The sequence below is a fragment of the Pantoea sp. Ft-CA_14 genome, assembly GCF_024520875.1.
Taxonomy (GTDB): domain Bacteria; phylum Pseudomonadota; class Gammaproteobacteria; order Enterobacterales; family Enterobacteriaceae; genus Pantoea; species Pantoea agglomerans.
Map to the genome: position 1 here is coordinate 105736 of NZ_JALNPM010000003.1, position 18279 is coordinate 124014.

Genomic DNA, 18279 nt, shown 5'->3' on the forward strand with positions numbered 1-18279 from the left:
AGTCATGGCTACAACCACCATGGGTGTAAAACTGGATGACGCGACACGCGAGCGCATCAAACTGGCTGCGCAGCGCATCGATCGCACGCCACACTGGCTGATTAAACAGGCGATCTTTAACTACCTGGGCCAGCTGGAAACCGGCGATACCGTGCCGGAGATCCCGCTTTCTGCCCAGGCGGCCGCGGAGTCCGACGACACCCAGCCAGAGGAGACGCACCAGCCGTTCCTTGATTTCGCAGAGCAGATTTTACCTCAGTCAGTGACCCGTTCAGCGGTGACCGCCGCATGGCGTCGTCCGGAGACTGATGCGGTGCCAATGATGCTGGAACAGGCACGTTTACCGGCGGCGCTGGCAGAGAAAACCCATCAGCTGGCTTACCAGCTCGCCGACAAGCTTCGGCACCAGAAAGGGGCAACCGGACGCGCTGGCATGGTGCAGAGCCTGCTGCAGGAGTTCTCTCTCTCCTCCCATGAAGGTGTGGCGCTGATGTGTCTGGCGGAAGCGCTACTGCGTATTCCCGATAAGCCAACGCGCGATGCGCTGATCCGCGACAAGATCAGCAACGGCAACTGGCAGTCACATCTGGGACGCAGCCCGTCCCTGTTTGTCAACGCGGCGACCTGGGGCCTGCTGTTCACCGGCCGTCTGGTCTCGACCCACAACGAGTCGAATCTCTCAAGCTCGCTTAACCGCATTATCGGTAAGGGTGGCGAGCCGCTGATCCGCAAAGGCGTGGATATGGCGATGCGCCTGATGGGCGAGCAGTTCGTCACCGGTGAAACCATTGCCGAAGCGCTGGCTAACGCCCGCAAGCTGGAAGAGAAAGGCTTCCGCTACTCCTATGACATGCTGGGCGAAGCGGCCCTGACGGCAGGCGATGCCAAAGCCTATCTGCTCTCTTATCAGCAGGCGATCCATGCCATTGGTAAAGCGTCGAATGGTCGTGGCATCTATGAAGGTCCCGGCATCTCTATCAAGCTCTCAGCACTGCATCCCCGCTACAGCCGCGCGCAGTATGAGCGCGTGATGGAAGAGCTCTACCCTATTCTGAAATCGCTGACGCTGCTGGCCCGCTCCTATGACATCGGCATCAACATCGATGCAGAAGAGGCGGACCGGCTGGAACTGTCGCTGGATTTACTGGAGAAACTCTGTTTCGAGCCAGAGCTGGAAGGCTGGAACGGCATCGGTTTCGTGATTCAGGCCTACATGAAACGCTGTCCGTTTGTGATTGATGAGCTGATCGATCTGGCGCAGCGCAGCCGCCGTCGCCTGATGATTCGTCTGGTGAAAGGCGCGTACTGGGACAGCGAAATCAAGCGCGCCCAGATGGAAGGCCTGGAAGGCTATCCGGTCTACACCCGCAAGGTTTACACCGATATCTCTTACCTGGCCTGCGCCCGCAAACTGCTGGCCGTGCCAAGCCTGATCTATCCGCAATTCGCTACCCATAATGCCCACACCCTGGCGGCGATTTATCAGCTGGCGGGCAACAACTACTATCCCGGTCAGTATGAGTTCCAGTGCCTGCACGGCATGGGCGAACCGCTCTATGAGCAGGTGGTCGGCAAAGTGGCGGACGGCAAACTTAACCGCCCCTGCCGTATCTATGCGCCGGTCGGTACCCATGAAACCCTGCTGGCCTATCTGGTGCGCCGCCTGTTAGAAAACGGGGCCAACACCTCCTTTGTTAACCGCATTGCTGACACCTCGCTGCCGATTGATGAACTGGTGGCCGATCCGGTGAGCGCGGTGGAGAAGCTGGGTGCCAGCGAAGGTGCCATTGGTCTGCCGCATCCGAAAATCCCCCTGCCGCGCGATCTGTATGGCGATAACCGCGTCAACTCTGCGGGTCTGGATATGGCCAACGAACACCGTCTTGCCTCACTCTCCAGCGCCCTGCTGAGCAGCGCCGCACAGCCCTGCCTGGCCGAGCCGATGATCGACGGTGAAGCGGGTGCCGGCGAGTTGCGCGACATTCTGAACCCGGCAGCGCCTGGCGACCGTGTAGGTCAGGTCCGTGAAGCCACAGAGCAGGAAGTTTCTGTGGCGCTGGATGCCGCGGTGAACAGCGGGCCAATCTGGTTTGCCACACCACCGCAGGAGCGTGCCGCCATTCTGGAACGCGCCGCACAGATCATGGAAGGCCAGATGCAGCAGCTGCTTGGCATCCTGGTGCGTGAAGCGGGCAAAACCTACAACAACGCCATCGCGGAAGTGCGCGAAGCGGTTGATTTCCTCTATTACTACGCCGGAATGGTGCGTGACGATTTCGACAACGAAACCCATCGTCCGCTGGGGCCGGTGGTCTGCATCAGTCCATGGAACTTCCCGCTGGCGATCTTTACCGGTCAGATTGCGGCTGCACTGGCAGCGGGCAACAGCGTGCTGGCCAAACCGGCCGAGCAGACACCGCTGATTGCCGCACAGGCGGTTCAGATCCTGCTGGATGCGGGTGTGCCGCCAGGCGTGCTGCAACTGCTGCCAGGTCAGGGTGAAACCGTCGGTGCACAGCTGACCGGTGACGTTCGGGTGCGTGGCGTGATGTTTACCGGTTCAACTGCGGTGGCGACACTGCTGCAGCGTAATCTGGCGGGTCGCCTTGACCAGCACGGTCGTCCTGTGCCGCTGATTGCTGAGACAGGCGGGATGAATGCGATGATCGTCGACTCTTCCGCGCTGACTGAGCAGGTGGTGATCGATATCGTCGCCTCTGCCTTCGACAGTGCCGGACAGCGCTGTTCTGCCCTGCGCCTGCTCTGCATTCAGGAAGATGTCGCCGACCATACCCTGAAGATGCTGCGCGGCGCGATGGCGGAGTGCCGCATGGGCAATCCGGAACGCTTCTCGACCGACATCGGTCCGGTCATTGATGCCGAAGCGAAAGCCAATATCGATCGCCATATTCAGGCGATGCGTAATAAAGGCTTCACGGTCTATCAGGCGGTGCAGGAAAACCCGCAGGACAGCAAAGAGTGGAATAGCGGTACCTTTGTTAAACCGACACTGATTGAACTGGATCAGGTCAGCGATCTCGATAAAGAGATTTTTGGCCCGGTGCTGCACGTGGTGCGTTTCACTCGCAATAACCTGCCGCAGCTGGTTGAGCAGATCAATGCGTTTGGCTATGGCCTGACGCTGGGCGTACATACCCGCATCGACGAAACGATTGCACAGGTCACGGCGAACGCCCGAGTGGGCAATCTCTACGTCAACCGCAATATGGTGGGCGCGGTGGTCGGCGTACAGCCGTTTGGTGGCGAGGGCTTATCCGGTACCGGTCCGAAAGCGGGCGGTCCGCTCTATCTTTACCGCTTGCTGGCGCATCGTCCGGATAGTGCGCTGCGTCTGACTTTTGATCGTCAGGATGCAGAACGCCCGGCGGACAGCACGCTGCGTCAGTCACTGCTGGCCCCGCATCTGGCACTCAGCAACTGGGCTAAGGATAAGCCTGAACTGGCTGAACTCTGCCAGCACTATGGCGATCTGGCGCAGGCGGGCGTGGTCCGGCTGCTGCCTGGCCCGACAGGCGAGCGCAATACCTTCTCACTGTTGCCGCGTGATCAGGTGCTCTGTCTGGCTGATAACGAGCAGGATGCGTTAATCCAGCTGGCCGCGGTGACCAGCGTCGGCAGTAAAGCACTGTGGCAGGATGATGAGCTGCATCGCGCCCTGCTGGCCTCGCTGCCGGATGCAGTGAAAGCGCGCATCACGCTGGCGCGTGACCCGTTAGCGGCAGAGTTTGATGCAGTGATCTATCACGGCGATGCCGATCAGTTGCGTACCCTGTGTGAACAGATTGCCGCACGTGAAGGTGCGATTGTGTCGGTGCAGGGCTTTGCCCGCGGCGAGACCAATCTGCTGCTGGAGCGTCTGCTGATTGAGCGTTCGCTGAGTGTGAATACCGCTGCGGCAGGCGGTAATGCGAGCCTGATGACCATAGGGTAAGGGGCGTTCGCGGGATTGTTCGCTGCGCGAACGGGCTGAGGTGCGGTGCTGAAGCTGGGATGGTTCGCTGCGCGAACGGGCTATGAGAAGGTTTCGTTCGCCTGGTAAGCCAGGCAGTTTCAGATTCGCCTCTGCAGGCGACCGACAAGGGGGCGCCAGTCGCCGCGCCCCCTTGACCCCGGGCTCCGGCCTGCTTCACCGCCGCTTCGCGGTTCCTTCGCTACTTCAGGATTTCTCACGGACCAGCGGGACGCGCCATCCCTGGCGCGAGCCCGCCTCTTCGCGACATCCCTGTCGCTCGTCCTGAAATCCCTCATCCGCTCAGCGGTTCTGACGGCCTCCCCACCCCCTCGCTGTTATCTTTTCTTTTTATGTTGGGTTCGCTGTCGCTGTGAGTTTGGGATTGCCTCTGACTTTCGGCTCAGCAGACCGAATGTTATTCAACCTACCCGCTGTTATCTCTTCTTGTTATGTCGGGTACTTTATCGCTGTGGGTTTTTGGGATTGTCTTTGCTATCGGGTCGTCAGACAGAATGGCATTCAACCCTAACCGCTGTTATCTCGTTTTCAGGTCACTAAGAGTGTTGCGGTGAGATTCCGGAATTGAGACTGGCTTTCGGGTCACCAGACAACGCTGCACTAAAGAAAACACAAAGAAATCACCGGCAGGGGTTTCCCAGAGGCGTCCGAAGCGCTGAGGAACAACCGGAGGCCAGGATGAGCCGACAGGACGTCGGCGAAAGGACGGTACGAGCCAGGGATGGCGAGTCCGGACGGTCCGTCGGCCGCAGGGCGTGACGAGGGCACCCCGCTACGCGGGGCGCGCAGGCAGCCGGACGCCGGGATTGTTAAGGGGCGGGCGTCCGCCCCTTGACGCGTCCGCCTGCACAGGCAACCTGAAACTCCCCATCGCCTGGCGGGCGTAACCCTCTCAGCGCTAACGCGCGGCTAAGTGAACTAAGACGCCCCATCGCCTTGCAGGCGAAACCGCTCAGTGCAAGCCCGCTACAAAGCGAAACCTTATGAATCTTTTCCCGCTTTCAGCGGCCGGAGCCCAGCCAGTCCGGGTGACAAACCCACCGGCAGGGGGTTTCCCAGAGGCGTCCGCAGCGCTGAGGAACAACCGGAGGCCAGGATGAGCCGACAGGACGTCGGCGAAAGGACGGCACGAGCCAGGGATGGCGAGTCCGGACGGTCCGTCGGCCGCAGGGCGTGACGAAGGCACCCCGCACAGCGGGGCGCGCAGGCAGCCGGACGCCGGGATTGTTAAGGGGCGGGCGTCCGCCCCTTGACGCGTCCGCCTGCTCGGGCAACCTGAAACTCCTCATCGCCTGGCGGGCGAAACCCGCTCAGTGCTAACGCGCGGCTAAGTGACATGAAACTCCCCATCGCCTGGCGGGCGAAACCCGCTCAGTGCAAGCTCGCTGCAAAGCGTAACTTACCCACCGCTCGCGCCGCCAGGCGCCCTTTTCATTAACGTCGGGAACACAAACAGCGACTGCCCGACTCCGCGATTGGTCAGCGACCAGATTGCCACTGAACAGAGCGAGCAAAGCCCCACGATGGCCACCGGATAGAAACAGGCCCAAAGAAACGAAAACCACGCCTGCTCGAACAGATGATGCCGCTGCGCGAACAGAATCGCAGACATACCAAAAAACTCGATAAAAATACGATGGATGACGTAAATCTGCAGCGTATTGCGGCCAACCCAGTTGAGATAGCGCATGCTGAAGTGCTGATTCAGCCAGCGACAGGCCGCGATACTGAATAACACCGCCAGTACACACAGGAACAGACTCTTATCCAGCCCGAATAGCACATGAATCCCGGCGGCTGCCGCCAGTAGCGCCCAGGGCATCAGATTCTCACGCCGCCATTCACTCAGGCGCAGCATCGTCTGGCTCCAGAATGCCCCTAACAGGAAGAACACAAAATATTGGGCCAGGCTCTGTGGTCCCCAGAACGGGATCACTTTTTCTGCCGCCAGATAATTCAGCAGGATCGCCACCGCCACCAGGGCCAGCTTATATTGACGGAAAACTTTGGCACAGAGGAAATAGAGTCCCAGCCCATACAGATACCACGAGGTACTCATGGCCATAAAGGTCAGCTTGAGAAACTCGAATAGCGAACCCGCATAGGCGGCATTCAGATTCTGCGAAATCCGCTGGCCGGTAATTTCAGTGGAGATACCGATAATTGACCACCACTGAATAAACCCCCACAGAATATAGAGATAAAAAAGATTGGTGATGCGACTGGTAAATACCTGCTTCCATGGCCGGTTCAGAATGCCATTGGTCGCCAGTAATCCCGAGACAAAGAAGAAGGCGGGCATACGCAGCGGCGACAGTACCGTATTAAACTGTATCCATATTTCGGCGGGGATCCATCCGGCAGAGAGATATTTCATCGTCCCTTCAAAGCCGGGTAAAACTGTGTGGTACAGGACCACCAGTAATATGCAGGCGCCCTTCAGGGTATCTACCCACAATATCTGATCTGACTTAGTCTGGTTCATTCAATGACTCCTGCTGTGTAGGTCAGAATGCTGGAAAGTAAAAGCGAGGAAATCAGTATTGCTTTTATGATTATCCGGCAATTATTCGCCATTGAACCGGTGATGAATGTAGCGAAACTCTTAAAAGCCGCTGAGTGGCCCTGTTACCACAGTTATTTACTCAGCAGAACGTTTCCTTACACTTATTAATATCGACGCAACACACTAATTAGCAGTGCCGCAGCCTGTTTAAAGGATAATATTGCTTCATAATTCAGAAAATATAATTAAGAGAAAGTGGCAACGGGAAAAGCCAATATATCCCCGATGAAAAGAAAAGATTTGTCAGATGTGCCAAAAGGTTTAACAGCAGCAGAGTTATTTATGATATTGCGCCTGCTAATAGCGTGACCATAGCCAGTGGCAGCTTAAAAAATGAGGGTTTTAAACAGGTTAAAACTGCCTTCCTGGGAAGGCAGTGTGGATTACTGATTCAGAAATTTATCAAGGAACTGACGGGTGCGCGGCTGCTGAGGGTTACTGAACAACGCTTTCGCTTCGCCCTCCTCCACAATCCGCCCCTGATCCATAAAAATGGCGCGGTCAGCCACATCGCGGGCAAAGCTCATCTCATGCGTGACGATGACCATGGTGCGTTTCTCTTCGGCCAGCGCGCGAATGGTGCTGAGCACCTCGCCCACCAGCTCCGGATCCAGCGCCGAGGTCGGTTCATCGAACAGGATCACTTCCGGCCGCATCGCCAGCGCACGCGCAATCGCAACGCGCTGTTGCTGCCCGCCGGACAGACGGCGCGGATAGCTCTCTTCTTTGCCGTGCAGCCCGACCTTCTCCAGCAGCGTGCGGGCGCGGGCTACCGCATCCGCTTTCGCTTCGCCTTTGACGATAACCGGCCCTTCAATAATGTTCTCCATCACTGAACGATGCGGAAACAGATTGAAGTTCTGGAAGACAAATCCGACCTGCTGCCGCAGACGACGCACCTGCTCTTTCTGTTTGCTCTGTGCCAGCGCCGCATCAACGGTAATCTCTCCAACCCGGATGGTGCCGCTATCCGGCACTTCCAGCAGATTGATACTGCGCAGCAGCGTGGTTTTACCTGATCCGCTGGGCCCGATAATGGCCACCACTTCACCGGCGGCCACATCAAGGTCGATGTCGTGCAGCACCGTCTGGCCGTTAAAAGACTTCACCAGCTTTCTGACTTCGATGGCGCTCATTTCGACTCCGAATCCTGACGATTAACATGCTGTTCCAGCCGGTTCTGCAACGCAGATAACACCGTTGCCATGACCCAGTAGATCAGCGAGGCTGCCAGATACATGGTAAAGACTTCCAGCGTGCGTGAGGTGATCAACTGCGCCTGACGGAACAGCTCCGGCACCTGAATGGTCGCCGCCAGCGAGGTATCTTTCACCAGGCTGATAAAGCTGTTGCCCAGCGGGGGCAGCGCGGTGCGGGCTGCCTGTGGCAGAATCACCCGGCGCAGGGTTTGCCAGCGCGTCATGCCGATACTTGCCGCCGCTTCCCACTGCCCGCGCTCAATCGATGAAATCGCGCCGCGCAGTGACTCTGAGGCATAGGCTGCGGTATTCAGGGAAAGACCAATCATCGCGGAGGGGATCGGATCCAGTTCAATGCCAAACTGCGGCAGGCCGTAATAGATCATAAACAGCTGGGCGATCAGCGGCGTGCCACGAAAGATCGAGACATAGATCCGCGCCAGCCAGCGAACCGGCCAGAAGCGCGACAGACGCATCAGCGCCAGAATAAAGCCCAGCAGCAGGCCAAAGAACATGCCGCCGATGCTGAGCTGCAGCGTAAACAGCGCGCCTTTTAATAAAAAAGGTGCTGAATCCAGCACCAGTTGAAGACTTTCCTGCATTATTTCGTCACGTCCGCGCCAAACCATTTCTGAGACAGCTTGCTCAGCGAGCCATCTTTCTGCATATCAGCAATGGCCTGGTCGATCGCTTTCAGCAGGTCGTCGTTATCTTTACGTACCGCCACGCCCGATTCCTGACGGGAGAACGCATCGCCCGCGACCGCCATGGTATCGCCCGTTTTCTTCACCAGATCCAGCGCGGCCAGACGGTCAACCAGAATGGCATTCAGACGGCCAGAGCGCAGATCCTGATATTTCGTCGGGTCATCATCATAGGTACGGATGTCCACGCCCTTCACATTCTCACGCAGCCACTGCTCGTAGTTGGTGCCCAGACCGACGCCCACTTTTTTACCGGCCAGATCAGAAGGTTTGGTGATGGTGTTCGCATTGGCTTTCATGGTCAGCGCCTGAATGCCGGAGACCGTGTATGGCGTGGAGAAGTCATACTTCTTCTTACGCTCATCAGAGATGGTGACCTGGTTGATGACCACATCGATGCGCTTCGCGTCGAGTGAGGCCAGCATGCCGTCCCATTTAGTCGGTTTCAGGCTCGCCTTGACGCCCATGTGCTGTGCCAGCTGTTCCGCGAATTCCACTTCAAAGCCGGTCAGCTTGCCCTTTTCATCCTGGAAGCTGAATGGCGGATAGGTGCCTTCCAGACCCACCAGCAGCGTGCCGCGCTCTTTAATTTTGTTCAGCAGATTTTCCGCTGCAAAGGTTTTAACGTTGACGCCAGCAATCAGCGCCACGGCCATGACGCCCATCACCATCTGACGACCTGCACGAGAAAAGGACATATTCACCCCATTATTGACAGTATTGTGTGTGTGTTCTTATAAGGGCAGCACGGCTTGTCGCTGCCAGTCCAGTAGGATAACCCACGGAGTATAAACTGTTTTATTCGCTTGTCTCAGACCGAAGGATGATAAGCAAATAACGCCGGTGCGCCGCCCGTATGAATAAACAGCAGCGGACCTTCACGGCGGAAACGATTCTGGCTCACGCCATCCAGCAGTCCGGCCATTGCCTTGCCGGTGTAGACCGGGTCCAGCAGGATCCCTTCCAGCCGCGCCAGCAGTTTCACCGCAGCCATGCCTTCATCATTGGGTTCGCCGTAGCGCGGCGCAAAGTAGTCATCCCACAGGGTAATCGGTGCCTTAGCCTGCACTTCCAGCGTCTCCGCCAGCGACTGACGCAGCCGCTCCACCAGCGGCAACTGCGCCTCAACCTGGCGTGAAACGGTAACGCCCACCAGCTCGGTTTCCGGCAGCAGATGCTCCAGACCTACCGCCAGTCCGGCATGGGTGCCGGCACTGCCCGAGGCCACGACCACGGCGGCGAAATCGACCACGCCTTCGCTCTGATGAGCAATCTCCTGCGCGCACTCTACATAGCCTAGTGCACCCAGCGCATTTGAGCCGCCGACCGGCACGATGTAAGGACGATAACCCTGGGCTTCCAGACGCGTGGCCTGTTCAGCCAGCTGTTCCGCAGGGTTATTCAGCGCATCCACCATGATCACTTCAGCGTCCATCAGATCCAGCAACAGACGGTTGCCGTTGCTCAGGTAGTTTTCAGCGTGGGTGCCAATCGGGTTTTCCAGCAATGCCACGCACTTCAGGCCAAGCCGGGCCGCGACTGCCGCCGTCTGACGCACATGATTGGACTGGATAGCGCCCGCGGTCAGCAGCACATCGGCGCCTTCACGCAGCGCGTCCGCCGCCAGAAATTCCAGCTTGCGCAGCTTATTGCCGCCCATTGCCACCGGCGTGAAATCATCGCGTTTGATGAAAATATCGCGGCCCAGATAGTCAGAGAGCCGTGGCAGATGTTCTAACGGCGTGGGTGCGCCCAGCAGTTCAAGACGTGGGAATTGGTGTAACAGATGTAAAGACAATGCTGCCTCCGTTCGGGCATTCAATTTATCCTTACAGTGTTGCAGAAGATGCGAAAAGGATCACCCTGATTCAGGTGTCAGCAGATGCGGTGAGGCAGATGCGCAGTAAAAGTTGCAGGAGAAAGAAGCGCCGTGCTCCCCCTTCCCTTCTACCCGGCTGGCGGGCAAAAGGGCAACGTGCCGCAGGCACGCGGAGGAGCAATCGGTGCAGATCAGGGTTAACCCTGCTGCCAGCCTAAGAACTGATCGTACTTGCGCAGCGCGATGCGGTAATTGTTATTACCGGCATCGGGCAGATCGCTTTCCAGACACTGATGCCAGCTATTTCCCTGAAGCCTGTCGGCCGGGAAATTTCTGGCTTTCAGCATCTCATCCAGACGACGCAGCCGCACCACATATTCACGAATCGTGCTGGGGCTCATCTCTGTCTGTTCAAACAGATACTGTTTAAACGCCATTATGTCGAAGTAATTAGGATGGGTATTACAAAAAATATCACTGCAAAAACGACAAAGCGCGGTCAGTTCGGGCTGAAGTTTCAGCCACAGCTGCTCATCAATCATCTGGTCCATCCGAGCGATGGCCTCTTTATTGATGATCTGGCCACGAAAAACGAGCGCCATTCGATCTAATACCTTGCCACAGTGTGAACAGTTGCTCTGGCTGTGTTTATAGTCTTTAAGATAACGACTTAACGGTCTGGCCTTGGTCTTGGCTCCCATTACTGAGTCCCCGGTTTTTTATAATTTTGAATCGCCAGGAACTGATACTGCTAGCGCGCTCCCGCAAGTCGGGCACGCAGGCGTTTAATCGCCTGACTGTGCAGCTGGCTGACACGGGATTCACCCACATCAAGCACCGCCCCAATCTCTTTCAGGTTCAGTTCTTCCTGGTAGTACAGTGTCAGCACCATCTTTTCACGATCGGGTAACGCTTCGATCGCTTCAATGACGCGCTCACGCAGACTCCCTTCAAGCAACTGATGAAGCGGATTAGCCTCTTCATGGCCTTCCGTCACCAGCTCCGCGCTGTCGCCGTGCTCTTCCCGATACTCGTCGTAGGAGAAAAGTTGACTGTTGTTGGTGTCCAGCAGGATCTGCCGGTACTCCTCCATGGAAACATTCAGCTGCTGCGCCACTTCCTGCTCAGAGGCAGAACGCCCCAGCGACTGTTCCACTCTGTGCATTGCTCCGGCCACCTCGCGTGCATTACGACGCACACTGCGCGGTGCCCAGTCCCGACTACGAAGCTCGTCGAGCATGGCGCCACGAATACGCTGCACGGCATAGGTGGTAAAGGCTGTACCCTGGAGCGCGTCATAACGCTCTACGGCATTTAACAGCCCTATCCCACCCGCCTGCAGCAAGTCGTCAAGCTCAACACTGGCCGGCAGGCGAACCTGCAGACGCAACGCTTCATGGCGCACCAGCGGCACGTAGCGCTGCCAGAGCGAATGCTTGTCCATCACGCCTTCGGCGGTATAGAAATCGTTCACGTTGACTACCCTGCGTTAATGAAGTTATCGGCATGATTATCCAATTCTGTAGCGTTTTCGATTGGCTGAATAGGCGGGGTAAAACGAGGCTATTTCATTTTTGTTACGTCAGAGTGCAGATCCTTCTGCACTCTTCAGAGAAGATTAACGACGGGCGCGCAGCCGTTGCCGGGTGGCGGGCGGCACTGCAGCCCACAGGCTGCAGACGCGACCCTCGAGTTCCTGATACCAGGGCGCAAGATGCTGTTGCGCCTCTTCGCCGGGATGCACCAGAATCTCGCCCGATTCACCATCAATGCTAATCAGTCGATTAATAAACAGCCGCTGCAAATCACTGCGTAAAAACAGGCCGTTATCGATGCTGTTATCTGCCAGTACACCGTCATCCCCTTCCTGCGTGTCGATATGGCAGGCTTCCACCCATGGCCAGTTATGCCGTTCGGTCAGCTCGGTGCCGGTCATCACACAGGCGCCGTAGCGGGCTTTGACACCGGCGCTGAATTCCGCCTGGCTGGCGCGCTGCAGCACCCGGGCTTTGACACGACGCCCGACCTCAGTTCCCGGCATCACCGCCGCCGGGACTTTGTGCTGCGGCGTACTCAGCACCACGATGAACTGAATGCGCTGCGACTGCGGAAAACAGGGATCCGCCTGTGGATTGAAGAGCTGCCAGTAAGCGTCTTCATCATCCTGATGCATCAGCACCAGTTTGTAGCCGCGACTGTTCAGCAGATTCTGTGCCGTGGCGGATTGCGGATCGATCATCGCGAAGACCTGGCTGCTGCCCATCACTTTCCACAGGTTGTCGCGCTTCTCGCTATCGCTGCGACGGAAATAGAGGAAGGAGAGATTCTGCTTAAGGTAGTGCTCAAAGCGACGCAGGTAATTTTTACGTTCGTTGTCATGGGAGATGAACAGCAGATCCTCCAGCGGGCTGTTGCTCTCTTCCTGCGCGAACACCGCGCGGATTTTCAGCGTGCGCAGCCCGGTTGACGGACTCAGCAAGGCGCGCGCCGTCAGCTCTTTATCATCAGGGTATTGCAGAGCATAACGCCGGGCGATCTCTTCAAAGGTCAGCCGCTCACCCGGTAACAGGTCATAATTGAAGCGCATAGACACTCCACAAAGTTAAAATCAAAAATGATGTTGTTCTGTGAGGAGTTATCGGCAGTCTGGAGGGGAACTGTAACGGGCTGGGGGGATAGCCTGGGATTGAGAGACAGGCAGCCTGCAAGGTTGTAGTCAGGAAACCGGTTTGAGGGAAGCGGGTGTTAAATTGCGTTGATTTGCCTGGAGCTGCTGGCATAAAAATAAGCCAGCACTCCAGCCGCAATTCTTTCAGCGATTAGCTAATGCCCGCACCTGGCTATCAGGGAAAAACAGGCGATGCCGATGATGCGAAGCTGGATCGCCTCAGCTCATTTAAGCAGATAAATCAGCGACAAATCGTCATTGACCTTGACCTTGTCGATCTCGGCCAGAAACGCCATCACCGATTGTGGCGTATGTTTTGTTATTGAGTGGTAGCTGTAGATGATATTAATAATATCCTCTTCACTGACGGTTCCGACCAGCTCAACATTGGCCGCAATCAGTGATTTAAGCAGGAACCATTCTGCCGTCAGAAGATATAAGCTCAGTAACGGGCTGCGATTTTCGTTATTAGGGAAGAAATCATCATAAATGCGGTACTGAATATAGTTATTCATTATCCATGGCCGTTCAGCAAGCCAGGGCATAACCTGCTTCTGCCAGACGTTGTCCAGCCGGATCATTGGCTGACTGACGTCATCGGTTTTGGCCCCTTCGGCCTGAATGTAAATCAGCTTATTAACGTAGTGATTCAGGGTAGGAAAGGCGCGCTTATCGGCCATGGTGCTGAACCAGCTTTGCAATCTCAACAGTAAAGACCATTGCAGGTTATAGTCAGGTTTAACCTGGTCAAGCTGCAGCCTGATTTCACCCTGTGTCAGGTTGTTGAGGACATCAGAAAAATGATGCTCCATCTGGACCAGCCAGTCTTCTTCAGGGCTTACTCTTTCTGCGCCCAGCAGAAAGCTGGCCAGCGCGTAAAACCCTTCATCAAGATGAATGCCGCTGAATTTAATGATGTTAAGACACATCAGATTCAGCAATTTCTTTTGTTGATCGAGATCTTTAGCTTTATTGCCGTAAGGTTGTTGCCTGATGCTCTCCCCGAACAGCATCGCGTCAGGTGAGGCTAATAATTGCCGGGTCGCCTCCGGACAGGAGAGCGCCAACGTTTTTTGCTGTTCATATTTAAAGGTGTTCGCCGCTCGGGGATAGGTCGCACAGGTGTTGCTCAGTGCGGCAGCACCCAGCCGGGAATGCACTTTGCACAGGCGATTTTCATCCATAAATGCACAGTTGCCAGAAGCATTAAGCTTCATAGTTCCCCAACTGGCAAAGCTTTTGCGGGTGGTGGTGATGTTTTCAACTGCCAGCGTTTTGATTTCAATCAGCGAGGATTTTAAATAGCGATTGACCGTGGGCTTATCCAGATGGATATCCCAGCCCTTACAGCAGTGATCGCGACACTCACTGCCAATACATTTGAAGGCGCTGACAAAGAGCGGTTCCACGACAGTAATATTTTTCATTATTTACCTGCTCAACAAAGGCATTTAAAAAAGAGTCTTAGTGTGAGGATAAAGGAACGCGGGGAGATTGATTGGCAGAGAAACAGGGCAAAAACAGGCTAATCGCAGGCATAAAAAAAACCCCGCCGAAGCGGGGTTTGTCTTTTATAAGTTGGGTGATTAGCCCTGCAGCAGAGACAGAACCTGCTGTGGAACCTGGTTAGCTTTAGCCAACACTGAGTTACCAGCCTGCTGTACGATCTGCGCTTTAGACATGTTTGAAACTTCAGTTGCGTAGTCAGCATCCTGAATACGAGACTGTGCTGCAGACAGGTTAGTGGTGGTGTTGTTCAGGTTAGTCACGGCTGAGTTCAGACGGTTCTGAATCGCACCCAGTGAAGAACGGAACTTATCAACGCTGGCAATCGCTTCGTCCAGCTTTTTCAGTGGATCAGAAGTTGAACCCGAGGTCACGTTAGACAGGCTCATGTTAGCCGTATCCAGTGTGAACGCAGCGGTATCGCCACCAGCAGTCGTTACTGCAGCCTTCGCATCAACTGCAACGTAGAAGTCCTGGTTTGCACCGTTAGCAATGTCAAAACCGTTCGCTTTCAGGCTGTTGGTCTCTGCATCGCTGGCTGATTTCACGTTAACTTTAGCGAACAGGTTGCCGTTGTCATCTTTATACACTTTGTCTGCAGTAACAGTGACGTTTGCGTTAGCAACACCCAGACGAGTCGCCAGGCTGTTAGCAGTACCTTCTGCAACAGTGGCTTTAGATACGTTACTGGTAGAACCGTAAACGCTCTGGAAGTCAGCAGCTGCAGCAGCAGTAGGTGTACCCTGTGGACCATTCACGTTGAAAGTGTTCAGTTTCAGCGTAGAAGAGTCGATTTTCTTCAGGTCGATGGTGATAGTTTCGCCATCATTAGCGCCAACCTGAATTTTCATTGAGCCATCTTTAGCCAGCACGTTCACGCCGTTGAACTGAGTCTGACCAGATACGCGGTCGATTTCGCTCAGACGGGATTTGATTTCGTCCTGGATTGAAGATTTGTCAGAAGCTGAGTTGGTACCGCTTGAAGCCTGTACAGTCAGTTCACGAACACGCTGTAAGTTGTTGTTGATTTCTGACAGTGCGCCTTCAGTAGTCTGCGCAGCAGAGATACCGTCGTTAGCGTTACGAGCAGCCTGAGTCAGGCCCTTGATGTTAGAGGTGAAACGGTTGGCAATTGCCTGACCAGCAGCGTCATCTTTCGCGCTGTTGATACGTAAACCAGAAGACAGACGCTCCATTGAAGTAGACAGAGCTGACTGGTTCTTGTTGATGTTGTTCTGAGTGATCAGCGAGAGGCTGTTGGTATTAATGACTTGGGCCATGATGAATTTTCCTGTTAATCAAGTCTTTCGGTTAAGGTGTGGGCTTCAACCCGCCGGCTTCAGCGCCGTCAAAGTTGTTATCGTCTGCCGTTTAACAACCTTTAGAATTTTTTTAGTACCAGGCGAATTTTTCTGCTTCAACCTGTCACGTTTTAAGTTATCGCCACCCGCCCGAACTTCTTTAGGCTTAATTCATTAATTTTCTAGCCGCTGAATTACCCTTCTCTATAGTGCTTATTTACCTCATTACCCTAAGGCAAATAACCTTAAACTTTCCTTATTCAAGGCCGATAACCCAGGTATCAATTTTCTGTCGACCTTATAAAGGAATTAATATGGCTAGTATAAGCAACCTCGGTGTGGGTTCCGGCCTGCCACTCAGTACCATGCTTGACAGTTTGACCACCGCTGAAAAAGCTTCACTCAAACCTATTTCTACTCAGCAGACAGCTTATACGGCCAAGCTCAGTGCTTACGCCACCCTGAAAAGTTCACTGACAACTTTCCAGGCTGCTAATACCAAGCTGAACAGTGCTGACCTGTTTACCGCTACGACTGCGGCCAGTAGCTCCACAGCGTTCAGCGCTACCACTTCTGGCAGCACCGTGGCCGGTAAATATGCCATTAACGTCACGCAGCTGGCACAGGCGCAGGTTCTGACCTCAGGAGTACAGAGTAGCAACACCGCCGCGCTGGGCGACAGCTCCGTGGCCAGCCGCAGCATCGCGATTACCTTAAAAGATGGCACAAGCAAAAGCGTAACGCTCTCCAGCGATCAGACTTCGCTGACCGGCATGCGTGACGCCATCAACGGCGCCAATGCCGGCGTCACCGCCAGCATCATTAAGGTATCAGACGGCAGCTTCCGCCTCTCAATGAGCGCCAATAAAACCGGCAGCGACAATGCGGTGGCAACCATCGCCGTCACTGGTGACAGCACGCTACAGGGGATTGTGGGCTTTGACGCATCCGCCAGCAGCAACGTGATGACCCAGAGCGTCGCTGCGCAGAATGCCAAACTGACGGTCAACAATGTTGCGATTGAAAACAGCAGCAATCAGATTAGCGATGCGCTGGAAGGGATTACTTTAAATCTGACCGCGAAGACAGTTGGCGATGAGACGCTGACGATTACCAAAGACACCTCAAAATCCTCCAGCGCCATCAGTGCCTGGGTGGATGCCTACAATACGTTGCTGGATCAGTTTAATACCCTGACCAAATTCACCAAAGTCGATACCAACAGCGATGCACAGGACTCCAGTAATGGTGCCCTGCTGGGTGACAGTACGTTACGGACGATTGAGACGCAGCTGAAAAGCATGCTCACTAATTCGCAGAGCACATCTACCTTTAAATCACTGAGTCAGATTGGTGTCACCACCGACCCCACCACCGGTTCATTAAAACTGGATTCGACCAAGCTGAACAGCGCACTGGATAAAGATGCTGCAGGTGTGAAAGCGATGATCGTAGGTGACGGTAAAACCGGTATCGCCGCTAAAATCGACAGCAAGCTGACTGACTGGCTGGCTACTAAAGGGATTATTCAGTCCGCCACCGATGGCGTGAGTAAAACACTGAATAGGTTAACCACCCTCTATAACACCACCAGCGATCGTATTGATGCCGATATCGCACGCTATAAAACGCAATTTACTCAGCTGGATATGGCCATCAGTAAACTCAACTCGACCAGCACCTATCTGACGCAGCAGTTCGACACGTCCGATTCGTCTAAAAAATAACAGGAGTGACCATGTACAGCGCTACAGGCACCAAAGCCTATGCAAAAATTGGCGTAGAAAGCGCCGTGATGAGCGCCAGCCAGCAGCAGCTGGTTGTGATGCTGTTCGACGGTGCCCTGAGCGCGTTAATCCGCGCCCGCCTGTTTATGCAGGATGGCAATATTGCAGGCAAAGGCAACTCTATCTCCAAAGCGATCAATATTATCGAAGCCGGCCTGAAAGAGGGCCTGACTGAAAACCGTGGTGATGAGCTGGCCGATAATCTGCTGGATCTTTACAACTACATGACGCGTCGCCTGTTGCATGCCAACCTGAACAATGATGTTGCAGCAGTCGAGGAGGTCGAAGGCCTGCTGCGCAACATTGCTGACGCGTGGAAAGAAGTGGTTCAACCTAACCTGATTCAGGACGCCGTTTAATGACTACTGCACCGCATCTGATTACCGTTTACCAACAGTTACTCGATCTCAGCCAGGGAATGCTGCGTCATGCAGCACAAGGCGAATGGGATGAATTGATCAGCAGGGAGATGGAGTATGTCAGTGCGGTGCAGAACTTAGCCCAATCGACAGAAGCCGTGTCGCCGTCGGCACAGACTCAGGAGCAGTTACGTCCGGTGCTGCGCCGTATTCTCGATAACGAATGTGAAGTGAAACGTCTGCTGCAGGCGCGGATGGATGAGCTGGCCTCACTGGTGGGTCAGAACAGTCGCCAGAAATCGGTGATGTCCGCTTATAGCAATCAAGGCGGCGTTGTTATGGTGCCGCACGAAACCCTCTCCTGATCCCCTGCTCTGTC

The 18279-nt window shown here is 55.1% G+C and carries 14 protein-coding genes; 4 read left to right on the forward strand and 10 right to left on the reverse strand.

The features are described 5' to 3' along the window. The first annotated feature begins 4 nt into the window (after positions 1–4). A complete protein-coding gene (gene putA, locus NR195_RS06350; RefSeq protein ID WP_256844301.1) occupies positions 5–3952 on the forward strand; it encodes a trifunctional transcriptional regulator/proline dehydrogenase/L-glutamate gamma-semialdehyde dehydrogenase in 3948 nt (1315 codons plus the stop codon). Between the two features lie 1438 nt (positions 3953–5390). Here the strand turns inward: putA and NR195_RS06355 are convergent. The 10 genes from NR195_RS06355 to NR195_RS06400 form a co-directional block, all read right to left on the reverse strand. Continuing rightward, entirely contained in the window at positions 5391–6476 is a 1086-nt protein-coding gene (locus NR195_RS06355; RefSeq protein WP_010247569.1) for an acyltransferase family protein, read from the reverse strand. 464 nt (positions 6477–6940) lie between these two features. Beyond that, entirely contained in the window at positions 6941–7693 is a 753-nt protein-coding gene (gene tcyN / locus NR195_RS06360) for an L-cystine ABC transporter ATP-binding protein TcyN (RefSeq protein ID WP_256844302.1), read from the reverse strand. Beyond that, positions 7690–8358, reverse strand: a complete 669-nt coding sequence (gene tcyL, locus NR195_RS06365; RefSeq protein ID WP_003854540.1) for a cystine ABC transporter permease — start codon at positions 8356–8358, stop codon at positions 7690–7692. Before tcyL ends, tcyN begins: the two co-directional genes overlap by 4 nt. After that, positions 8358–9158, reverse strand: coding sequence for a cystine ABC transporter substrate-binding protein (gene tcyJ, locus NR195_RS06370; RefSeq protein WP_256844303.1), 801 nt, complete (start codon positions 9156–9158; stop codon positions 8358–8360). Before tcyJ ends, tcyL begins: the two co-directional genes overlap by 1 nt. Positions 9159–9271: 113 nt before the next feature. Then, the gene (locus NR195_RS06375; protein ID WP_010670829.1) at positions 9272–10258 is read right to left on the reverse strand and encodes a D-cysteine desulfhydrase; all 987 of its coding nucleotides are present in this window, start codon (positions 10256–10258) and stop codon (positions 9272–9274) included. A gap of 218 nt (positions 10259–10476) precedes the next feature. Continuing rightward, positions 10477–10980 (reverse strand): flagella biosynthesis regulatory protein FliZ, encoded by a 504-nt coding sequence (gene fliZ / locus NR195_RS06380; protein ID WP_010247591.1) that lies wholly within the window; start codon positions 10978–10980, stop codon positions 10477–10479. A gap of 50 nt (positions 10981–11030) precedes the next feature. Further along, positions 11031–11753 (reverse strand): RNA polymerase sigma factor FliA, encoded by a 723-nt coding sequence (locus tag NR195_RS06385; protein WP_003854529.1) that lies wholly within the window; start codon positions 11751–11753, stop codon positions 11031–11033. Between the two features lie 144 nt (positions 11754–11897). Then, positions 11898–12866: an HNH endonuclease signature motif containing protein gene (locus tag NR195_RS06390; protein ID WP_010247595.1), complete on the reverse strand. Its 969-nt coding sequence runs from the start codon at positions 12864–12866 to the stop codon at positions 11898–11900. A 305-nt stretch (positions 12867–13171) separates the two neighbouring features. Then, positions 13172–14374, reverse strand: a complete 1203-nt coding sequence (gene fliB, locus NR195_RS06395) for a flagellin lysine-N-methylase (protein ID WP_022625487.1) — start codon at positions 14372–14374, stop codon at positions 13172–13174. Positions 14375–14533: 159 nt separating this feature from the next. Further along, on the reverse strand, positions 14534–15733 hold the full coding sequence (locus tag NR195_RS06400; RefSeq protein ID WP_137227759.1) for a FliC/FljB family flagellin: 1200 nt from the start codon (positions 15731–15733) through the stop codon (positions 14534–14536). A 335-nt stretch (positions 15734–16068) separates the two neighbouring features. On the opposite strand from NR195_RS06400, the gene fliD reads away from it, so the two are divergent. Genes fliD through fliT form a run of 3 tightly spaced genes read left to right on the forward strand, consistent with a single transcriptional unit; the run spans position 16069 to position 18265 of the window. After that, positions 16069–17481, forward strand: a complete 1413-nt coding sequence (gene fliD, locus NR195_RS06405; protein ID WP_256844304.1) for a flagellar filament capping protein FliD — start codon at positions 16069–16071, stop codon at positions 17479–17481. Between the two features lie 11 nt (positions 17482–17492). Continuing rightward, a complete protein-coding gene (fliS, locus tag NR195_RS06410; protein WP_010247609.1) occupies positions 17493–17900 on the forward strand; it encodes a flagellar export chaperone FliS in 408 nt (135 codons plus the stop codon). Further along, positions 17900–18265 carry a flagella biosynthesis regulatory protein FliT gene (gene fliT / locus NR195_RS06415; protein ID WP_010247612.1) on the forward strand — a complete coding sequence of 122 codons (366 nt, stop codon included), beginning with the start codon at positions 17900–17902 and terminating at the stop codon, positions 18263–18265. The genes fliS and fliT overlap by 1 nt, the downstream gene beginning before the upstream one ends. The last annotated feature ends 14 nt before the right edge of the window (positions 18266–18279 follow it).